The 15,569-nt window shown below is 71.5% G+C and carries 15 protein-coding genes; 4 read left to right on the top strand and 11 right to left on the bottom strand.

Going from position 1 to position 15,569, the window contains the following annotated elements:
• Window positions 1-25: 25 nt before the first annotated feature.
• A complete protein-coding gene (locus tag ACZ3I4_RS44860) occupies window positions 26-3,064 on the bottom strand; it encodes a putative bifunctional diguanylate cyclase/phosphodiesterase (RefSeq protein ID WP_465388279.1) in 3,039 nt (1,012 codons plus the stop codon).
• 80 nt (window positions 3,065-3,144) lie between these two features.
• Here ACZ3I4_RS44860 and ACZ3I4_RS44855 point away from each other — a divergent pair, with 80 nt between their 5' ends.
• Window positions 3,145-3,780, top strand: coding sequence for a class I SAM-dependent methyltransferase (locus ACZ3I4_RS44855; protein WP_465388278.1), 636 nt, complete (start codon window positions 3,145-3,147; stop codon window positions 3,778-3,780).
• On the opposite strand, the gene ACZ3I4_RS44850 is transcribed toward ACZ3I4_RS44855, so the two are convergent.
• Window positions 3,770-4,399 carry a TetR/AcrR family transcriptional regulator gene (locus ACZ3I4_RS44850; protein ID WP_465388277.1) on the bottom strand — a complete coding sequence of 210 codons (630 nt, stop codon included), beginning with the start codon at window positions 4,397-4,399 and terminating at the stop codon, window positions 3,770-3,772. The two genes, ACZ3I4_RS44855 and ACZ3I4_RS44850, sit on opposite strands and share 11 nt — an antisense overlap.
• Window positions 4,400-4,482: 83 nt before the next feature.
• Here ACZ3I4_RS44850 and ACZ3I4_RS44845 point away from each other — a divergent pair, with 83 nt between their 5' ends.
• Window positions 4,483-5,598, top strand: coding sequence for an FAD-dependent oxidoreductase (locus ACZ3I4_RS44845; RefSeq protein ID WP_465388276.1), 1,116 nt, complete (start codon window positions 4,483-4,485; stop codon window positions 5,596-5,598).
• Here ACZ3I4_RS44845 and ACZ3I4_RS44840 read toward each other — a convergent pair.
• Both ACZ3I4_RS44840 and ACZ3I4_RS44835 read right to left on the bottom strand, forming a co-directional pair.
• Complete coding sequence (locus ACZ3I4_RS44840; RefSeq protein WP_465388275.1) at window positions 5,595-6,320, bottom strand: HAD family hydrolase; 726 nt, start codon at window positions 6,318-6,320, stop codon at window positions 5,595-5,597. The two genes, ACZ3I4_RS44845 and ACZ3I4_RS44840, sit on opposite strands and share 4 nt — an antisense overlap.
• A 1-nt stretch (window position 6,321) precedes the next feature.
• Window positions 6,322-7,077: an ROK family protein gene (locus tag ACZ3I4_RS44835; protein WP_465388274.1), complete on the bottom strand. Its 756-nt coding sequence runs from the start codon at window positions 7,075-7,077 to the stop codon at window positions 6,322-6,324.
• A gap of 63 nt (window positions 7,078-7,140) precedes the next feature.
• Between ACZ3I4_RS44835 and ACZ3I4_RS44830 the strand changes: the two genes are divergently transcribed.
• Entirely contained in the window at window positions 7,141-7,929 is a 789-nt protein-coding gene (locus ACZ3I4_RS44830; RefSeq protein ID WP_465388273.1) for a TrmH family RNA methyltransferase, read from the top strand.
• Here the strand turns inward: ACZ3I4_RS44830 and ACZ3I4_RS44825 are convergent.
• Entirely contained in the window at window positions 7,889-8,713 is an 825-nt protein-coding gene (locus ACZ3I4_RS44825) for an oxidoreductase (RefSeq protein ID WP_465388272.1), read from the bottom strand. The genes ACZ3I4_RS44830 and ACZ3I4_RS44825 overlap by 41 nt on opposite strands.
• A 71-nt stretch (window positions 8,714-8,784) precedes the next feature.
• Between ACZ3I4_RS44825 and ACZ3I4_RS44820 the strand changes: the two genes are divergently transcribed.
• Window positions 8,785-9,675, top strand: a complete 891-nt coding sequence (locus tag ACZ3I4_RS44820) for a LysR substrate-binding domain-containing protein (protein WP_465388271.1) — start codon at window positions 8,785-8,787, stop codon at window positions 9,673-9,675.
• 22 nt (window positions 9,676-9,697) lie between these two features.
• On the opposite strand, the gene ACZ3I4_RS44815 is transcribed toward ACZ3I4_RS44820, so the two are convergent.
• From ACZ3I4_RS44815 to ACZ3I4_RS44790, 6 genes are all read right to left on the bottom strand, one after another.
• Complete coding sequence (locus ACZ3I4_RS44815) at window positions 9,698-10,606, bottom strand: DNA-3-methyladenine glycosylase family protein (RefSeq protein WP_465388270.1); 909 nt, start codon at window positions 10,604-10,606, stop codon at window positions 9,698-9,700.
• A 264-nt stretch (window positions 10,607-10,870) separates the two neighbouring features.
• Window positions 10,871-12,112 (bottom strand): Pecanex-like protein 1, encoded by a 1,242-nt coding sequence (locus ACZ3I4_RS44810; protein ID WP_465388269.1) that lies wholly within the window; start codon window positions 12,110-12,112, stop codon window positions 10,871-10,873.
• 41 nt (window positions 12,113-12,153) lie between these two features.
• The gene (locus ACZ3I4_RS44805; RefSeq protein ID WP_465388268.1) at window positions 12,154-12,858 is read right to left on the bottom strand and encodes a DUF4142 domain-containing protein; all 705 of its coding nucleotides are present in this window, start codon (window positions 12,856-12,858) and stop codon (window positions 12,154-12,156) included.
• A 136-nt stretch (window positions 12,859-12,994) separates the two neighbouring features.
• Window positions 12,995-13,723, bottom strand: coding sequence for a COG4315 family predicted lipoprotein (locus tag ACZ3I4_RS44800; RefSeq protein ID WP_465388267.1), 729 nt, complete (start codon window positions 13,721-13,723; stop codon window positions 12,995-12,997).
• A gap of 183 nt (window positions 13,724-13,906) precedes the next feature.
• Window positions 13,907-14,689: an anti-sigma factor family protein gene (locus ACZ3I4_RS44795; RefSeq protein WP_465388266.1), complete on the bottom strand. Its 783-nt coding sequence runs from the start codon at window positions 14,687-14,689 to the stop codon at window positions 13,907-13,909.
• Window positions 14,686-15,369, bottom strand: a complete 684-nt coding sequence (locus ACZ3I4_RS44790; protein ID WP_465388265.1) for a sigma-70 family RNA polymerase sigma factor — start codon at window positions 15,367-15,369, stop codon at window positions 14,686-14,688. Before ACZ3I4_RS44790 ends, ACZ3I4_RS44795 begins: the two co-directional genes overlap by 4 nt.
• Window positions 15,370-15,569: the final 200 nt, after the last annotated feature.

The following is a 15,569-nucleotide window of genomic DNA, read 5'->3' as shown; positions in this document are numbered from 1 at the left end:
ACTTGGGTGAATTCCGAAACAGGGCCTACGCAACGAGGGGGAGGTGGCTGCCGCCGGTCATGCGGCTCAGCGCCTCGGTGCCGTCGAGCAGGCTCGAGAACAGGTAGCCCTGGCCGAGCGGGCAGCCGAGGCGCATCAGCATGTCGCGGTGGGCGATGTCCTCGATGCCCTCGGCCACGATCGTCAGGCCCAGTGAGCGGGCCAGCGTGATCAGACCGGTGACCAGCGCCGTGTCGTCCAGGAAGGTCTTGTCGATCTTCACCACGTCCAGCGGGCGGCGGCGCAGGTCGCCGGGCGACGAGTGCCCGGTGCCGAAGTCGTCGATCGCGATGCCGACGCCGAGATCGCGCAGCACGGCGAGGTCGGCCCAGATCGCGTCGTGCTCGTCGGCCAGCAGGTCCTCGGACAGTTCGAGCATCAGCGCCTGCGGAGGCACGCCCGCGTAGGCCAGTGACTGCTTGACCTGCTCGACGAAGTTGCCGTCGCGGAACTGCCGGACCGAGACGTTGACGCTGACGTACGGGCGGCGGCTGCGCGGCAACGTCCTCCACCACTGCGCCACCGTGTGCAGGGCCTGGTCGAGCACCCAGCGGCCCATCGGCACGACCAGGCCGCTCTCCTCGGCGACCTCGAGGAACTCGGCCGGCGCGATCACCCCGCGGGTCGGGTGGTGCCAGCGCACCAGCGCCTCGAAGCCCACCGCCTCGTCCGTCCTCAGATCGACCACCGGCTGGTACGCCAGCAGGAAGTGGCCCTCGTGCACCGCGTGGTCGAGGGCGGAGCGCAGTTCCAGCCGCTCGACCATCGCGCCGTGCAGGTGGGCCTGGTAGCGGCGCCACTGGTTCTTGCCGGCGCCCTTGGCCACGTACAGGGCGAGGTCGGCCTGGCGCAGCAGCTCGTCGGCGGTGTCGGCCTCGGGCGTGGTGGTGATGCCGATGCTGGCCACCGCGGTCAGCTCGGAGCCGTCGTCGAGCATGATCGGCTCGGCCAGCGCGGCCAGGATGCGCTGGGCCGTCTCCTCGACCGCGCCCGGGTCCTGCACGTTCTCGACCAGGGCGGCGAACTCGTCGCCGCCGAGCCGGGCCGCGGTGTCGTCGGCCCGCAGCGCGCCCGCGATCCGGTTGGCCACCCCGATCAGCAGCTGGTCGCCGACCGCGTGGCCCAGCGTGTCGTTGACCTTCTTGAAGTCGTCGAGGTCGATGAACAGGACGCCGACCACCGATCCGTCGCGGGCGCCGCGGGCCAGCGCGTGTCCCAGCCGGTCGTGGAAGAGCACCCGGTTGGCCAGCCCGGTCATCGCGTCGTGGAACACCCGGTGGGTCAGTTCCGCCTCGAGCCGGCGGCGCTCGGTCACGTCCCGCAAGGTGATCACGAGCGCGGCCACGGTCGGGTCGGAGCGCAGGTCCTGGCCGTGCATCTCCAGCACGACGTCGGCCCGGTCCCCGCGGAAGTCGAGGCCCTCCTGCAGGTTGTCGCCGGCCCGCAGCGCGGCCAGCACCTCGGTCAGGCGGGAGCGCTCGGCCGGGTCGATCACGGCGGGCAGGAAGAGTCCGGTCGGGTCGTCGCCGAGCACGCCGGCGGCGGACGGGCTCGCGTACCGCACCCGGTTCTCCTCGTCGACGATGAGGATGACGTCGGAGGTCTTCTGCACGAGCGTACGGAAATAGGTCTCGCTGTTGCGGCGGATGACCTCCTCGCTGAGAGCGATCCGCTCGAGGGCCAGGGCGGCCTGGGTGGCCAGTACCTCGATCGCGCGCACCAGCCCGGGCAGCGCGCGGGCGGGCGCGGCCACGTGCAGCACGCCGAGCAGGGGGTCGCCGGTCGGCCGGTCGGCGAGGACCAGCGGGCAGCGCAGCGTCATCGGGAAGTTGGCGAGCCGCACCGAGACCGCCCAGTCGGCGTCGCGCGTGGGCATGATCCGCCCGGCGGTGCCGGTCGTCCGGTCGAGCGCCGCCTGCTCGGCCGCCTCGGGCGCGAGCGGCCCGTTCTGGGCGATGGTCACGGCCAGGACGACGGCGTGCTGGGTGTCCGGGGGCAGCAGCTGGGCCACCGCCGTACGCACGGCGTCGCCGACCTCGTCGGTGTCGGCGGCCGAGACGAGGGCTGCCGAGGCCGTGCGCAGAGCCCGCTCCCGGGCCAGCGCCTGACGGTGACCGGCCATGATGCCGGCCATCCGCAGCAGCACGAGAAAGAACGTGAGGGCGCTGAGGGCGGCCACGACGGTCAGGTCGGGGTCCTCGCCGTCAAGCACCGTGCGGACCAGCAGCACGACCGGCGCGACCATCGACGCCACCCCGAGCAGCGCGAGGCGGCCCCGGCCGAGCTGGGCGACGGGCAGACCGGCCGGGCGGTCGAGTTCGGCCATCGACGGGTGCAGCGCGGCCAGGCCGGCCGCGGCGTAGAGCGCGAAACGGCCCAGGCCGACGAGGTAGGTGGGACCGCCGGGCAGCGACATCCCGTATCCGGCGTCGCTGATCAGCATGAGCACCAGACCGGCGCCGAGGATCCGGCCCGCGGTCGTGGTGACGCCGCTGACCAGGAGCCGGGCCAGCACGCCGACGAGCAGCAGATCGCACAGGGGGAAGGCGATCTGCTGCCACGTCTCGGCCGCGGAGGGCCGCAGGGTGGGGCCGATCACGAAGCTCCAGGACAGCAGCGCGACCCCGGCGGTGACGGTGAGCGAGTCGAGCAGCGCGGCCCGGTCGCGCGGCTTGGCGGAGCGGCGCCGCAGGAAGGCCACGAGCATGACGGCGAGCACCGGATAGCTCGCCAGCACCAGCAGCGAGCCGACGCCGGCCAGGTCGGGCAGCCTGAGGTGGACCTGATCGGGCGCGCGGTACATGGCGGTGCCCAGCACCGAGAGCACCAGCGCGGTGGTCAGCATGCGCCAGGGGAAGCGGTGTGCGGGCCGGTTCCGGCGCACGCCGAGCGTCACCACGGCGACCGCGGTGATCCCCGCGAGCAGGCGCACCGGCGTCTGCGCGCCGGCCGGAACCAGCACGAAGAGCACCGCGAGCACTGCCATCCAGCCGCCGAAGAGGGCGGCGGCCCAGCGAGCCGGCATGGGTGTTCCTTTTCCGTGGGGGACGTGCCGTCTGATCGGCCCGGCGCGGCCCCGGTTGAGGAACCGGGCACAATCGTCTGGTGCTCCTGGAGTTCATTCGCGGCAACACCACCCCCGCCCCGGTCCCGTTCGTCCCCGAGATCACCCTGTTCCAGGCCGACGAGCCGATCGCGCTCTGGGAGAAGACCGAGGAGGCCGGCGTCGCCCAGCCGCCACCGTTCTGGGCTTTCGCCTGGGCCGGCGGTCAGGCCCTGGCCCGGCACGTGCTCGACCACCCCGACCTGGTCGCGGGTCGTTCGGTGCTCGACTTCGCGACCGGCTCGGGCCTGGTCGCGGTGGCGGCGGCCGTGGCCGGCGCCCACCCGGTGACGGCCAACGACATCGACCCCTATTCGCTGGCCGCGGCCACCGCGAACGCCACCGCCAACAACGTCGACGTGCTCGCCCTGGAGGAGGACATCCTCGACCGCGACGACGAGTACGGCGTGGTGCTGGCGGGCGACGTCTTCTACAGCCGCGAGATGGCGGCCCGGGTGCTGCCCTTCCTGCGCCGGGTGGCCGGCCGCGGCTCCCTGGTGCTGGTGGGCGACCCCGGCCGGGCCTACCTGCCCGATTCCGGCCTGATCGAGCGGGCCGCGTACGACATCCCGGTCCCGGTGTCCCTGGAAAGCGTCCCCACCCGTCACACCAAGGTCTGGCAGCTGGTCAACCGCTGATGCCGGCCAGGAAGATGTCGACCCCGGCCAGGAACTGGGCGCGGTCGTCGTGCTCGCGGAGCGACGATGCCGCCTCCCGCACGAGCGGATCGCCGTCGTGCCGCTCCCACTCCGCGGCCAGAGCCTCGAGGTAGTCCTTCCGGGCCGCGGCGTCCGGGGCCTGCCGGGCGCCCGCGGCGTGCTGGGCGGCCGCGCCGAGCACATAGTTGACCAGGGCCGCGCCCGCGTCGGACAGCCGCGTCCCGGTGAGGCCGAGCTCGCGCAGCGGCACCCCGAGGCCCGTCCAGATGCGCCGGACGGCCGGCTGGAACGGGTCGCGGGCCAGCTGCGTGCCCAGCCACGGGTGCGCGTCGATCGCGTCGAAGATCCCGAGGGCCAGAGCCCGGATCGGGTCGTCGCCCCGCCCCGCGGCCACCACGGCGCCGACGAGCTCATCGGCCGCCGCGGCCAGGAGCTCGTCCTTGTTGGCGATGTGGTGATAGATCGCGCCCCGGCCGGTCGAGAGATGCGCCGTGACCGCCCGGACCGTCAGGCCGCTCTCGCCTTCCGCGTCGAGGATCCGGACGGTGGCCTCGATGATGCGCTCGCGGGAGAGCGCGTCGCTGCGCCGTGGGGTCATGCACACCATCTTGACATCTTTGGACCGGCGGTCCAATAGTAGAGCGAATGGACCAGTGGTCCAACTGCTAGGAGAGGATCACCATGACGACTCCGGTCACGATCGTCGGCGCGGGTCTCGGCGGGCTCACCCTCGCCCGCGTCCTGCACCTGCACGGCGTCCCCGTCACCGTCTACGACGCCGACGCCTCGGCCGACGCCCGCACCCAGGGCGGCCAGCTCGACCTGCACGAGCACAACGGTCAGCTCGCGCTGGAGATCGCCGGGCTCACGAGCGAGTTCCGGTCGATCATCCACGCGGGCGGGGCGGCGCAGCGGGTTCTCGACCGGCACGGCACGGTGCTGGCCGAGATGCCCGACGACGGCTCGACGGCCCGGCCGGAGGCCCTTCGCGGGGACATCCGGCGCATCCTGCTGGAGTCGCTGCCGGCCGGGACCGTCCGGTGGGGCAAGAAGCTCCGGTCGGCCACGCCCCTCGGCGACGGACGCCATCGACTCGCGTTCACGGACGGCTCGGCGGTCGACTCCGAGGCCCTCGTGGGCGCCGACGGCACCTGGTCCCGCGTCCGGGCGCTGGTGTCGGACGAGAAGCCGGTCTACGCGGGCATGAGCTACGTCGACACCTACCTGCACGACGTCGACCGGCGTCACCCCGGGGCGGCCCGGGCCGTGGGGAACGGCGCGATGTACGCCCTGGTGCCGGGGCAGGGGTTCCTCGCTCACCGGGAGGCGGGGAACGTCATCCACACGTACGTCGTCCTCGACCGCCCGCTCGAATGGTTCGCGCGGATCGACTTCGCCGATGCCCCGGCGGCCAAGGAGCGGATCGCGGACGAGTTCGACGGCTGGGCGCCCGAACTGCTCTCCCTCATCACCGGCGGCGACACCGGGCCGGTCCTGCGCAGCATCCACCGGCTGCCCGACCGGCACCGGTGGGAGCGGACCCCCGGCGTGACACTTCTCGGCGACGCGGCGCACGTGACCCTGCCCGGCGGCGAGGGCGCGAACCTGGCGATGCTGGACGGGGCGGAACTCGGTCAGGCGATCGCCGCGAACCCCTCCGATCTCGAGACCGCGTACGCGGCGTACGAGGAAGTCATGTTCCGGCGCAGCGAGGCCGAGGCCGTCGCCGCACGCGAGACCATCGAGCTGATTTTCGGCGCCGGGGCACCGTACGGGCTCGCCGGGCTCTTCGGTTAGAGATGTTTCTGGAGCAGCATCCGCAAGCCGTGGCCGTCCTCGATCGTGTCGTCGGGGGCGGGACCGGTGGGCTCGGCGGCGGTGCGCGGCGAGAGCATGAGGATCGCCCGGCCGATGCCCGCCCGGCGGCCGCACAGGATGTCACGGCGCGGGGTGTCGCCGACGAACCAGCACGCGGCCGGGTCGACGCCCAGCTCGTCGGTGGCGTTCCAGATCATCTGCGGGTTGGGTTTGCGGACGCCGGCCTCGTCGCTGTAGACCTGCACGGCGAACAGGTCACCCAGGTGGGACTTGTCGAGGTAGTCGCGATGGGCCGCGCCCGAGAGGGTGTTGGAGACCACGGCGAGCGGGATGCCCGCGTCCGCGGCGGTGTGCAGGACCTCGACGATGCCGGGGCGGATCGACCAGTTGTCCCGCCAGGCCCACTCGTAACTCAGCTTGCGCACGGCCCCGCGTACGGGAATCTGGGCCGCCGGAGGCCACCCCGGCAGGATGAACCGATTCCACACCTCGGCCTGGCTCAGCTCGTCGGGCCAGTCCTCGTCGCGCCACGCGGCATAGGCGACCGCGCCCTCGGTGAGCGACCGCTGGATCTCGCCCGGAGTCAGCGCGCCCCGCACCAGGTTGAAGATGCGCAGCACCAGCCCGGGCGGGGCCGTCCGCTGCGGCGGCGCGTCGGCCAGCACGCCCCCGAAATCGAGCAGGATCGCCGCGGGTCGCATGTCAGCGCGACGTCTTCAGCGTCCAGGCGCGCACCCCGCCCACGATGCCGGCCGTGTTCGGCACGACCACCACGTCGTCGCCCATGCGCGCGAGCTGGGCGGCGGTGATCAGGCGCGAGTTGCCGCCGCCGAGATAGAGCCGGTCCCACAGGAAGACGGGCCGCAACCCCTCGACGACGTTGCGGACCCGGCGGGACCAGAGGGCATCCCCGAGACGGCGCCGCTCGTGCTCGCCGATGTACGTGTCGTAGGACATTCCCCACCGTACGGGGGCCTGGGACATCTCCAGGTGCGGGGCGAGCGCGCCGCCGTCGAACAACGCGCAGCCCAGACCCGTGCCCAGGGTCAGCACCAGCTCGCACCCCGTGCCCGCGACCACGCCGGCCCCGTGCACCTCGGCGTCGTTGAGCACCAGCGTGGGGCGGCCGAACGCGTCCTCGAGCGCGGTGCGGGCATCGAAACCGAACCACGCGTCCTGCAGCTCGGGGTCGATCCTCGTACGGGGGCCGGACCGGGTGATGTAGTGCGGGGTGGCGACGACGACACCGTGGCGCAGCATCCCCGGCATGCCCACGGTCACCCGGTCGTGCGCGGGCAGACGCTCGCCGAGCTGCGTCAACGTCTTGACGAAGAGATCGGGAGGCAACGGGTACGGGGTCGGGACGCGCAACGGCTGCGCCCGCATCGTGCCGGCCTCGTCGAGCACGGAACCCTTGATGCCGCCGCCGCCACAGTCGATCGTCAGGGTGAAAGCCACGCCGCCAGTTTGCATGGAGTACACCTCCTCGCACAGCAATTGTGACCCGGTATCGTCGCTGCGATGTCGAGGGCTGTCCGGGTGAGCACCCGCAACGCGAGCTTCCAGCAGTGGCAGGCGCTGCTCACCAACCGCACCAAGCGGCATCGGGCCGGCGAGTTCCTGGTCCATGGCGTACGCCCGATCTCGCTGGCCGCCGAGCACGGCTGGGAGATCCGCGACCTGATCTACCCGGATCGGCAGTCGCTGTCCGGCTGGGCGCGAGACATGCTCGACCGCACCGGCGCCCGCCCGGTGGCCATGTCCTCCGAACTGGTGGCCGAACTGGCCGGCAAGGACTCGGCCGAGCTGATCGCCGTGGTCGCCCTGCCCGAGCCGCCCGCGCTGCCCGCCGCCGACCTCGTGGTGGTCTTCGACCGGCCGTCCACCCCCGGCAACATCGGCACGCTGATCCGGTCGGCTGACGCGTTCGGCGCCGCCGCCGTCGTGGTGACCGGGCACGCCGCCGACCCGTACGACCCGAAGGCCGTACGGGCCAGCACCGGTTCGATCTTCGCTCTGCCGGTTCTCCAGCTGGACGGGCCCGAGCCGGTGCTCGACTGGGCCGCCCGGACCGGGATTCAGCTGGTCGGCACCGACGAGCACGGCGCGGTCGAGGTGGCCGACCACGACCTGACCGGCCCGACCGCCCTGCTGATCGGCAACGAGACCAGCGGGCTCAGCGCGGCCTGGCGGGCGGCGGCCGACGTGCTGGTCCGCATTCCGATCACCGGAGCGGCCAGCTCGCTCAACGCGGCGACGGCGGCCACGGTCATCCTGTACGAGACCAGTCGCCAGCGGTCCCACGGCTGACCTCGGCCCACGCCCGCAGGTCGGCCGCCCGGCTCGCCTGGGCCGCCGCGATCGCCTCCACCGCGTCGCCGCCCAGCGCCAGGTGCAGCGGCGCGTCCGGGCGGTTGACGGCGTCGACGATGGCCGCGGCCGCCTTCGCCGGGTCACCGGGCTGGGCGCCGTCCATGCTGTCGACGGCGGCGCGGGTCTGCGAGGTCGAGATCCCGTACGCGTCGATGGTCCGCGACCGGTGCATGCGGCCACCACCGAACTCGGTGCGGAACGAACCCGGCTCGACGATCAGGACCCGTACGCCGAACGGCGCGACCTCGGCCGCCAGCGCCTCCGAGATCCCCTCGAGCGCGAACTTGGCGGCGCAGTAGGCCCCGAAGCCCGGCATGGTGACCTGGCCGCCCATCGAGCTGATCTGCACGAACGTGCCGGACTGCTGGGCGCGCAGATGGGGCAGGGCCGCCTTGGTGACGGCGACCGCGCCGAAGAACATCACGTCCATGAGCGCGCGCAGCTCCGCCATCGTGAGCTCCTCGACCGCGCCCACACTGCCGTGCCCGGCGTTGTTGACCACCACGTCGAGGCGGCCCAGGTCCCGTACGGCCCCGGCGACCACCTCGTTGACCTGGTCCTCGTCGGTGACGTCGAGAGCGGCCGTACGGGTGGCGCCCAGCCCGTCGAGCGTCTCGGGGCGCCGGGCGGTGGCCACAACCTGATCGCCCGCGGCGAGGGCGGCCTCGGCCAGGGCACGGCCGAAACCGGAGGAGCAGCCTGTGATGAGCCAGTTCTTCATGCGCTCCACGCTGGCTCACCGGCGCGGCGTGATCCAACACCGGTTCCCTGCCGCCGCTACAGTCGCCAACTGTGACTGTTGAGTTGCGCCACCTGCGCTACTTCGTCGCGGTCGCCGAGCATTCGAGCTTCAGCCGGGCCGCGCAGCAGCTGCACATCGCCCAGCAGTCGCTGTCGCAGCAGATCGCGGCGCTCGAACGGATGCTCGGGGTGCGGCTGTTCGACCGGGACACCCGCGGCGCCCGGCTGACCGGGGCCGGTTCGGCGTTCCTTCCTTCCGCGCGGCAGATCCTGGAGCAGGTCGACAAGGCCGTTTCCCTCGTACGCGGCCTGGCCGGCGCCCTCAACCTGGCGTTCCTGGAGTCGACCGCCAACTACATGCTGCCGCCGATCGTCCGCGCGGTCCGTTCGCGGCTCCCCGACGCCAAGCTCACCACCAGCAACGTGCCGATCGCGACGCTCGTGGAGGGTCTGCGCGACGGTAGGTTCGACGCCGCGTTCACCCGTCCTCCGCTGGTCGACGACCTGGCCACCCGCAACCTGGTCACCGAGCCGGTCTGCGTCGCCCTGCCGTCGGAGCACCGCCTGGCCGCCCGCGCCTCGATCCGGCTCGACGAGCTGGCCGGCGAAAACTGGGTGCTGACCCCGCGCGACTCGTGGCCGCCGTGGCACGACAAGTACGACCGCGACTTCGCCGGGGCCGGCTTCACCCCGCGGATCGTCCAGCGGGCGGCCGGCGTGCCCAACCTGCTCGGCCTGGTCGCCGCGGGCGTCGGGGTGACCAGGCTGGCCCAGTCGGCCCGAAGCATCCGCGGCGGCGGCGTCGTGTTCGTCCCGCTCGAGGGCGAGCGGGCGGCGACTGTGGTGGCGTGGGTGCCGGGCCGGGAGAATCCGCTGCTTGGGGATCTGCTCGCGCTGGCCGACGAGCTGGCGCGCACTCTGGATCTGACCAGCTGGGGCTGAGGCGGCCTGATTCCAGAAGCGTTCAGAAGCGCGCGAAGGACCGGATCGGCATGCGGGGGCCGAACTTGGGGGCGCCGATGCCGCCGTGGGCGAACAGGTCGCACACCCGGCCGCGGTGGCCCTCGAACGGCGCCAGCAGCTGCATCATGCGCTCGTCGGTGCCGCGGGCCTCACCGGCCAGGGCCCACGCGACCGTGTTGGGGATGTGGAAGTCGCCCACGCTGACCGCGTCCGGATCCCCGTAGGCCACCCGCACCACCTCGGCCGCGGTCCACGGGCCGATGCCGGGCAGCGCGGTCAGGCGCAGGGTGGCCTCGGCCGAGCCGGCGCAGCGTTCGAGGCGGTCGGCGACCACGGCGGCCCGCTGCAGGGCCTGTGTGCGGCGCTGCTCCATGCCGAACGGGTGGAAGACCCAGTACGGCGTCGCGGCGATCACCGCCGGGTCGGGCGGCAGCATCAGGTCGAGCGGGCCGGGGGCGGGCTCGCTGAGTTGCTTGCAGATCATCCGGTACGCCCGGTGGGCTTCCTTGCCGGTGACCTTCTGTTCGAGGACTGCCCGCAGAACGCTTCGGAAGACCAGGCCGGTGGCCGGCATGCGTACGCCGGCGAAGGTCTTGGCCAGGCGGGCGACGAGAGGATGGGCCTCGGCGAGGGCCGGGAAGGCGCTCAGGTCGTCGCGGAGACCGGCGATCGCGTCGGCGCGGTCGAGCGCCCAGCCGGCGGCCGGACCATATCCGGTGGCCAGCAGGCCGTCGGCGTCGCGGGAGAGCCGCAGGGTGGCCGGGCCGTCGGGGGTGCGCAGCGCCAGCCAGAATTCGTTGCCGGTGAAGCGGCCACAGGGGTCGTGCTTGGGGACCAGCAGCGACCGGATCGAGGCGCCGAACTGGTAGCGCTCGGGCACGGTCAGCCTGCGGGTCGAACTCACCGGCATACTGTGCCACCTTCGCGGGCCGTTGCCCACCACCTGCGGACAGGCCGATGGCCCTGACCGCGCTCCCGGTCAGGGCCATCGGAGGGGGCGACCGGACACCCGAGTGGTCCGGACCGCCATGGAGCTGCCGCTACTGTCGTCCGTCAGGGGGAAGGGCGACCACCCGGAGTCGATGGGGGGCCCTGTCCGGAACGGGTTCATGTCGGTGACCCCGTCCCGGTCAGGTTCGCCTCCGGGAAAAGCGGCGTGGCTCCTAGATTCGCATCAGCCGCGGCCGCGCCGGCCGACCTGGATCTTCACCACGTCGAAGGCGGGCGTCTGGTTGGCCCGGACCATCATCGGGATGCGGTGCGAGCCGTCACCGGCCCACGAGGCGCACTGCGCGGTGCCGGCCTGGGGCAGACCCGGAACCTGGATCTGAACCGTGTCGGGGGCCGCGCCACCCTGGCGGTCCTCGGTCGCCACGAAGAACGCGGGGACCGGGTCGGGCGCCGGGGCCTCGTTGGTGCTGGCCAGCATGCGGCAAGCGGTGTGGAAGTGACCGCGGACCAGGCCGTTGGCCAGGACCGAGCTCTCCACGTAGTAACCACCCTGGCCGGCCGCGAGGAACCGGTCACGGATCAGGTTGCGGGTGCTGACGCTCAGCGTGAACGGCTGGTTCACACCGACCGCGCGCGGGGCGTTGGTGATCAGCAGGCTCGGGTTGTCCTTGGCCTCGCCGACCTCACCGAACTCGGTCGAGACGCAGCGGCTGCCTTCCTGGAAACCGTTGTGCGGAGTCAGGTTGCTGGTCTCACAGCTGTTGGTCAGCACACCCAGGCCGGCGCCGGGAGGAGGCGTGGTCTGGCCGTTGTCGCCGCCCTGCTCGCCGCCGTTGCCCTCTTCGCCGTTGCCCTGGCCCTGGTCGCCGCCCTGCTCGCCACCGTTGCCCTGCTCGCCACCGTTGCCCTGGCCCTGGTCGCCACCGGCGCCCTGGTCGCCACCCTGCTCGCCACCGGCGCTCGGGTCGGCACCCTGTCCGCCACCCTGCTCGCCGCCGGCGCCCTGGTCGCCGCCCTGCTCGCCACCAGCACCCTGGTCGCCACCCTGCTCGCCACCGGCGCTCGGGTCGGCGGCCGGAGCCGTGGTCGCGGCCTCGGTCGGCGGGGTCTCGTTGTTCTCGTTGCCGACGTTGTTCATCACCCAGTTGCGGCAGCGGGTACGCAGCGTCTGGGTCGACACGGTGTCACCCGCGCCGTCGTCCGGGTGCTGGGTGACCTTTCCACCGTTGGTGGAGTACGTGCCGCGGCGCGTCTCCGTGGAGAGGTTCGTGCGGTTGGGCGCCTGCACCTTGTCGCATGCGGACAGCGCCTTGCGCTGAGTCCGGTCAGTGCTCGCGTTGGAGACCTGGGTGACGGTCACGATGCCGCCGAAGGCCACCAGCGTGGCTGCCACCGCGACAATGCGGCGCTTGCCACTGAACCAGTTGTTACTCCTGGATGCGCGCCGGTACTTGGACCTTCGCATGGGGGTGACACCTTTCTGTTACGCGATGAACTCGGTTGGGGCTACCGAGCCCGGAAGATGCGCATGGACGTGATGACGCCGGCCACGAGCGCGGCGGCGAGGACGAGCAGGATCACGGTGGTGCTGACGCCCGGAATGCCGCCGCTGCTGCTGGCTGCCGCGAGCATCTGCCCGTCCACCGGGACCGGTCCACTGCCGGGGACCGCGGGGGCGGGAGCTGTGGGAAGCGCCGCGTAGTCGACGATGTTGCTCGACTCCAGCAGCGTCATGTGGGTCATGACGAACTGGTTGGTCTCCTGAGCCAGCTTGCGGACCGTATCGTTCCGCGTGGTGGCCCGGATCGTCGCGATGGCCGGGAAGATCTTGCCGTGCGCGGCACGGAGCCGGTCGATGAAGATCTGGTCGAACGTCGTCGCGTTCGCGTCCTTCATCTCCTGCAGCCAGAACTGCTGATCGTCGTTCGGCTTGTTCGGCAGGTCGATGTTGAGCTTCTTCGCCGCCGCGCGGTCCAGGCTGTCGAGGACCACGTGCTGGGCCGCGATCGACTTGCCGATCTGGACCACGCGCTGGTCGTTCGACTTCTCGGCCGCCATGTTGCCGGCCGGGACCTCCCACAGGCCGGCCAGGCGGACCTTGATGACGAAGTCCCGGTCGGCGTCGCTGATCGCGCCGACACCCTTGTCGCTCAGGCCGCCCGAACTCGGCACCGGCACCGGCGCGCCGGGAGCCGCGTGAACCGGGCTCACCGGCGCCAGAACGAATGCCAAGGCTGTCGCCGAAATGCCCACCAACCAACGCGTCGTGCGGCGCGATGTGCGAGTGGTAAGCATTCTCTTCTACCTCCGAGTCAGCGATTAAAGAAGTTCGCGAGCAACAGATGAATCAGTAGCTGTAGTCACTGCCGGTGCCGGAGTCGCCACCGGAGCCGGCGCCGGAATCACCCGCGGAATCGTCGGCGGGCGGGGCGACGGGCTTCGACACCTTCGGAAGACAGGTGAGGTTCTTGGCGCCGTCGGGCTGGATGACGAACCAGGTGCCGTTGACGTTCTGGCCCTTCCAGTTGCCCGGCTTCTTGTCACCGATGTACCGGTAGAGCGGCCAGCCCTTCAGCGTCAGCTGCTTGCTGCCGTCGGCCCGGGTGACCGTGCCGACGAGCTTCGAGTCGACGCCCTTGATGGTCGGCTTGCCGTCGTTGGTGAGCGACGGCGGCCAGGTCTCGGCGCACTCGCCGACGCAGTTGCTCTTGGCCGGCTTGTTGCCGTCCTTGTCGAAGCGGTAGAGCACGAAGCCCTCGTCGTCGACGACGACCTTGCCCATCCGCGCGACCTTGCTGCCGGTCAGCGAATTGGTGGCCTCTTCGGCGCTGAGCTCGGGGGCGGCGTTGGCGTCGCCGGGGCCCTCGGTCGCGTTCGGGTCGGCCGCGGCGGCCGGGTCACTGGTGGCGGCCGGGTCGGCCTCCGCACCAGGGGTGGCGGCGACGTTCTCGGCGGCCGGCTCGGCCGAATCGCCGTAGTCGGCGGCGTTGTACCCCTGCGGGGCGCAGCCGGACACTGCGAACGCCGCGGCGATTGCGGCGCCGACGACCATCAACTTTCGCTTCTCCGGAACCACGTGCCCTCCAGGCTGTTTCTTGTCTAGCGTTTCCGGCCTGTAGTACGAGGGTGGGGTCGTGGCGGTTGAAGAAAGTTCCCATCAATTTCCGAGTTTCTGGCGAGACCGGTCCGGACCTGCCTCCCTAAGGAAAAAGAAAGGACCCCGGCCAATCGGCCGAGGTCCTTTTCCGTACAGGGTTGGTTACGGTACGCGCACCAAGGTTTCTCCGGCGCCGTTCGCGCCGACCTCTTGCACCTGCACGTGAGCGATCTCTTCGCGCGGGGTGGCGGTGACCGCCTGAAGCAGCAGCGGCTCGGTGTTCTTGGCCGTGCCCCAGCCGTTCTCCCCCACCTTCCACGACAGCACCGGCTCGGTGGTGCCGTCGGTGTGCACAGCCACCAGCCGGCAGACCTTCGGACCGCTGATGTTGGAGAGCGAGAACGAGATCTGGGTGCCGAACGTCTTCTTTTCGAAGGCGACCGACGCCTGCACGCCGGAGCGTGGATCGGAACCGGTGAAGCGTTCGCCCACGAGGTCGGGGCCGCCGATGCCGGGGCCGCCGTCCGCGTTGGGCAGCGGGTCGAGCTGACCGTCGTCGCGCTGCGCCGTGTTCGTCGTCGCCGGGTCGCTGCTGTCGCCGCCGAACACCTGGCCGCCCACGAAGAACGCGCCGATCGAGAGCATCGCGAAGATGACGACCGCGGCGGCCAGGCTGTAGAGCCGCCGGCTGTTCGCCCGATGCCGCTCGTGGCTGACCTCACCGATCACCTTCTGCAGCATGACCCCGTCGCGCCGGGTCTCCTCGGCGACGATCACGGAGTTGGCGTCGACGTCGGCCAGCAGATCCGCGACCTCGACGAACGACTCCAACTCGTACGCGCACCGCGAGCACTCGATGAGGTGGTCCTCGAAGCGCGCGGCGTCGTGCTCGTCGAGCACGCCCAGCGCATACGACGCGACGTCGAAGTGGTCTTCCTGTGTCATTCGGTCACCCCCCGCTGCTGCAGCGCCGTCCGCAACGCACGCAGAGCGTAATACACCCGTGACTTGGCGGTGCCCAACGGAAGGTTGAGCTTCTCCGCCGCCTCCGGCACCGTGCGGCCCCGGAAGTAGGTCTCGATGAGGATCTCGCGATGCGACTGGCTGAGCTCGCGCAGCGCGTCGGAGACGGTCATCGACTGCAGCACGCGGTCGGTGTCGTCGGCCTGGCTGGGGAAGCTTTCCAGCTCCCGGTCATACGTCTCGGCGGGCCGGGCGCTCGCGCTGCGGTGATCGTCGATCGCGATCCGCCGGGCCACGGTCACCAGCCACGGGCGCAGCGACTGCTGGCCCTGCGCGCCGAGCCGATGCGCGTTGCGCCAGGCCCGGAGAAGCGTCTCCTGCACGATGTCTTCCGCGCGCTGCCGGTCGCCGCCGGTCAGTCGCAGGACGAACATCAGCAAGGGACCGGCGTGCTCCTCGTAGAGCATCCGGACCAGAGTGTCCTCGTGACTCGCCCCCGCCGGGGTCGCGGCCTCATGCCGCGGCGCCTGCCGGGGGATCACCGAACCACCATCGCCCGCACTACGGCCTCCGTCGAGTGACTGCCACCGTCCATCGGAACGCTGCTGTGTCATCAGGCGCACCCCGCCCGGCGCCAGCCGATGCTCGGCCACCGCATGCATTGATACCTCCGCCCGGAGCTTTCCCCGTCGCCTGAGATACGGCTGGGGACCGCCCTCGGGATCAACGCGGACGGGAAAATTTCGGGAAGGGGTCTCAAACGGTCCTCCGGTCTCGTGTGGGGGGTCACGAGGCGCATGGATACGCGCTGTGAATTCATCGATCTGCACCGATATGACTGCCAGGGCAGCCGAATAATACT

The sequence above is a fragment of the Actinoplanes sp. NPDC021490 genome (assembly GCF_055562135.1).
This window is presented reverse-complemented; position numbering and strand designations above follow the sequence as displayed.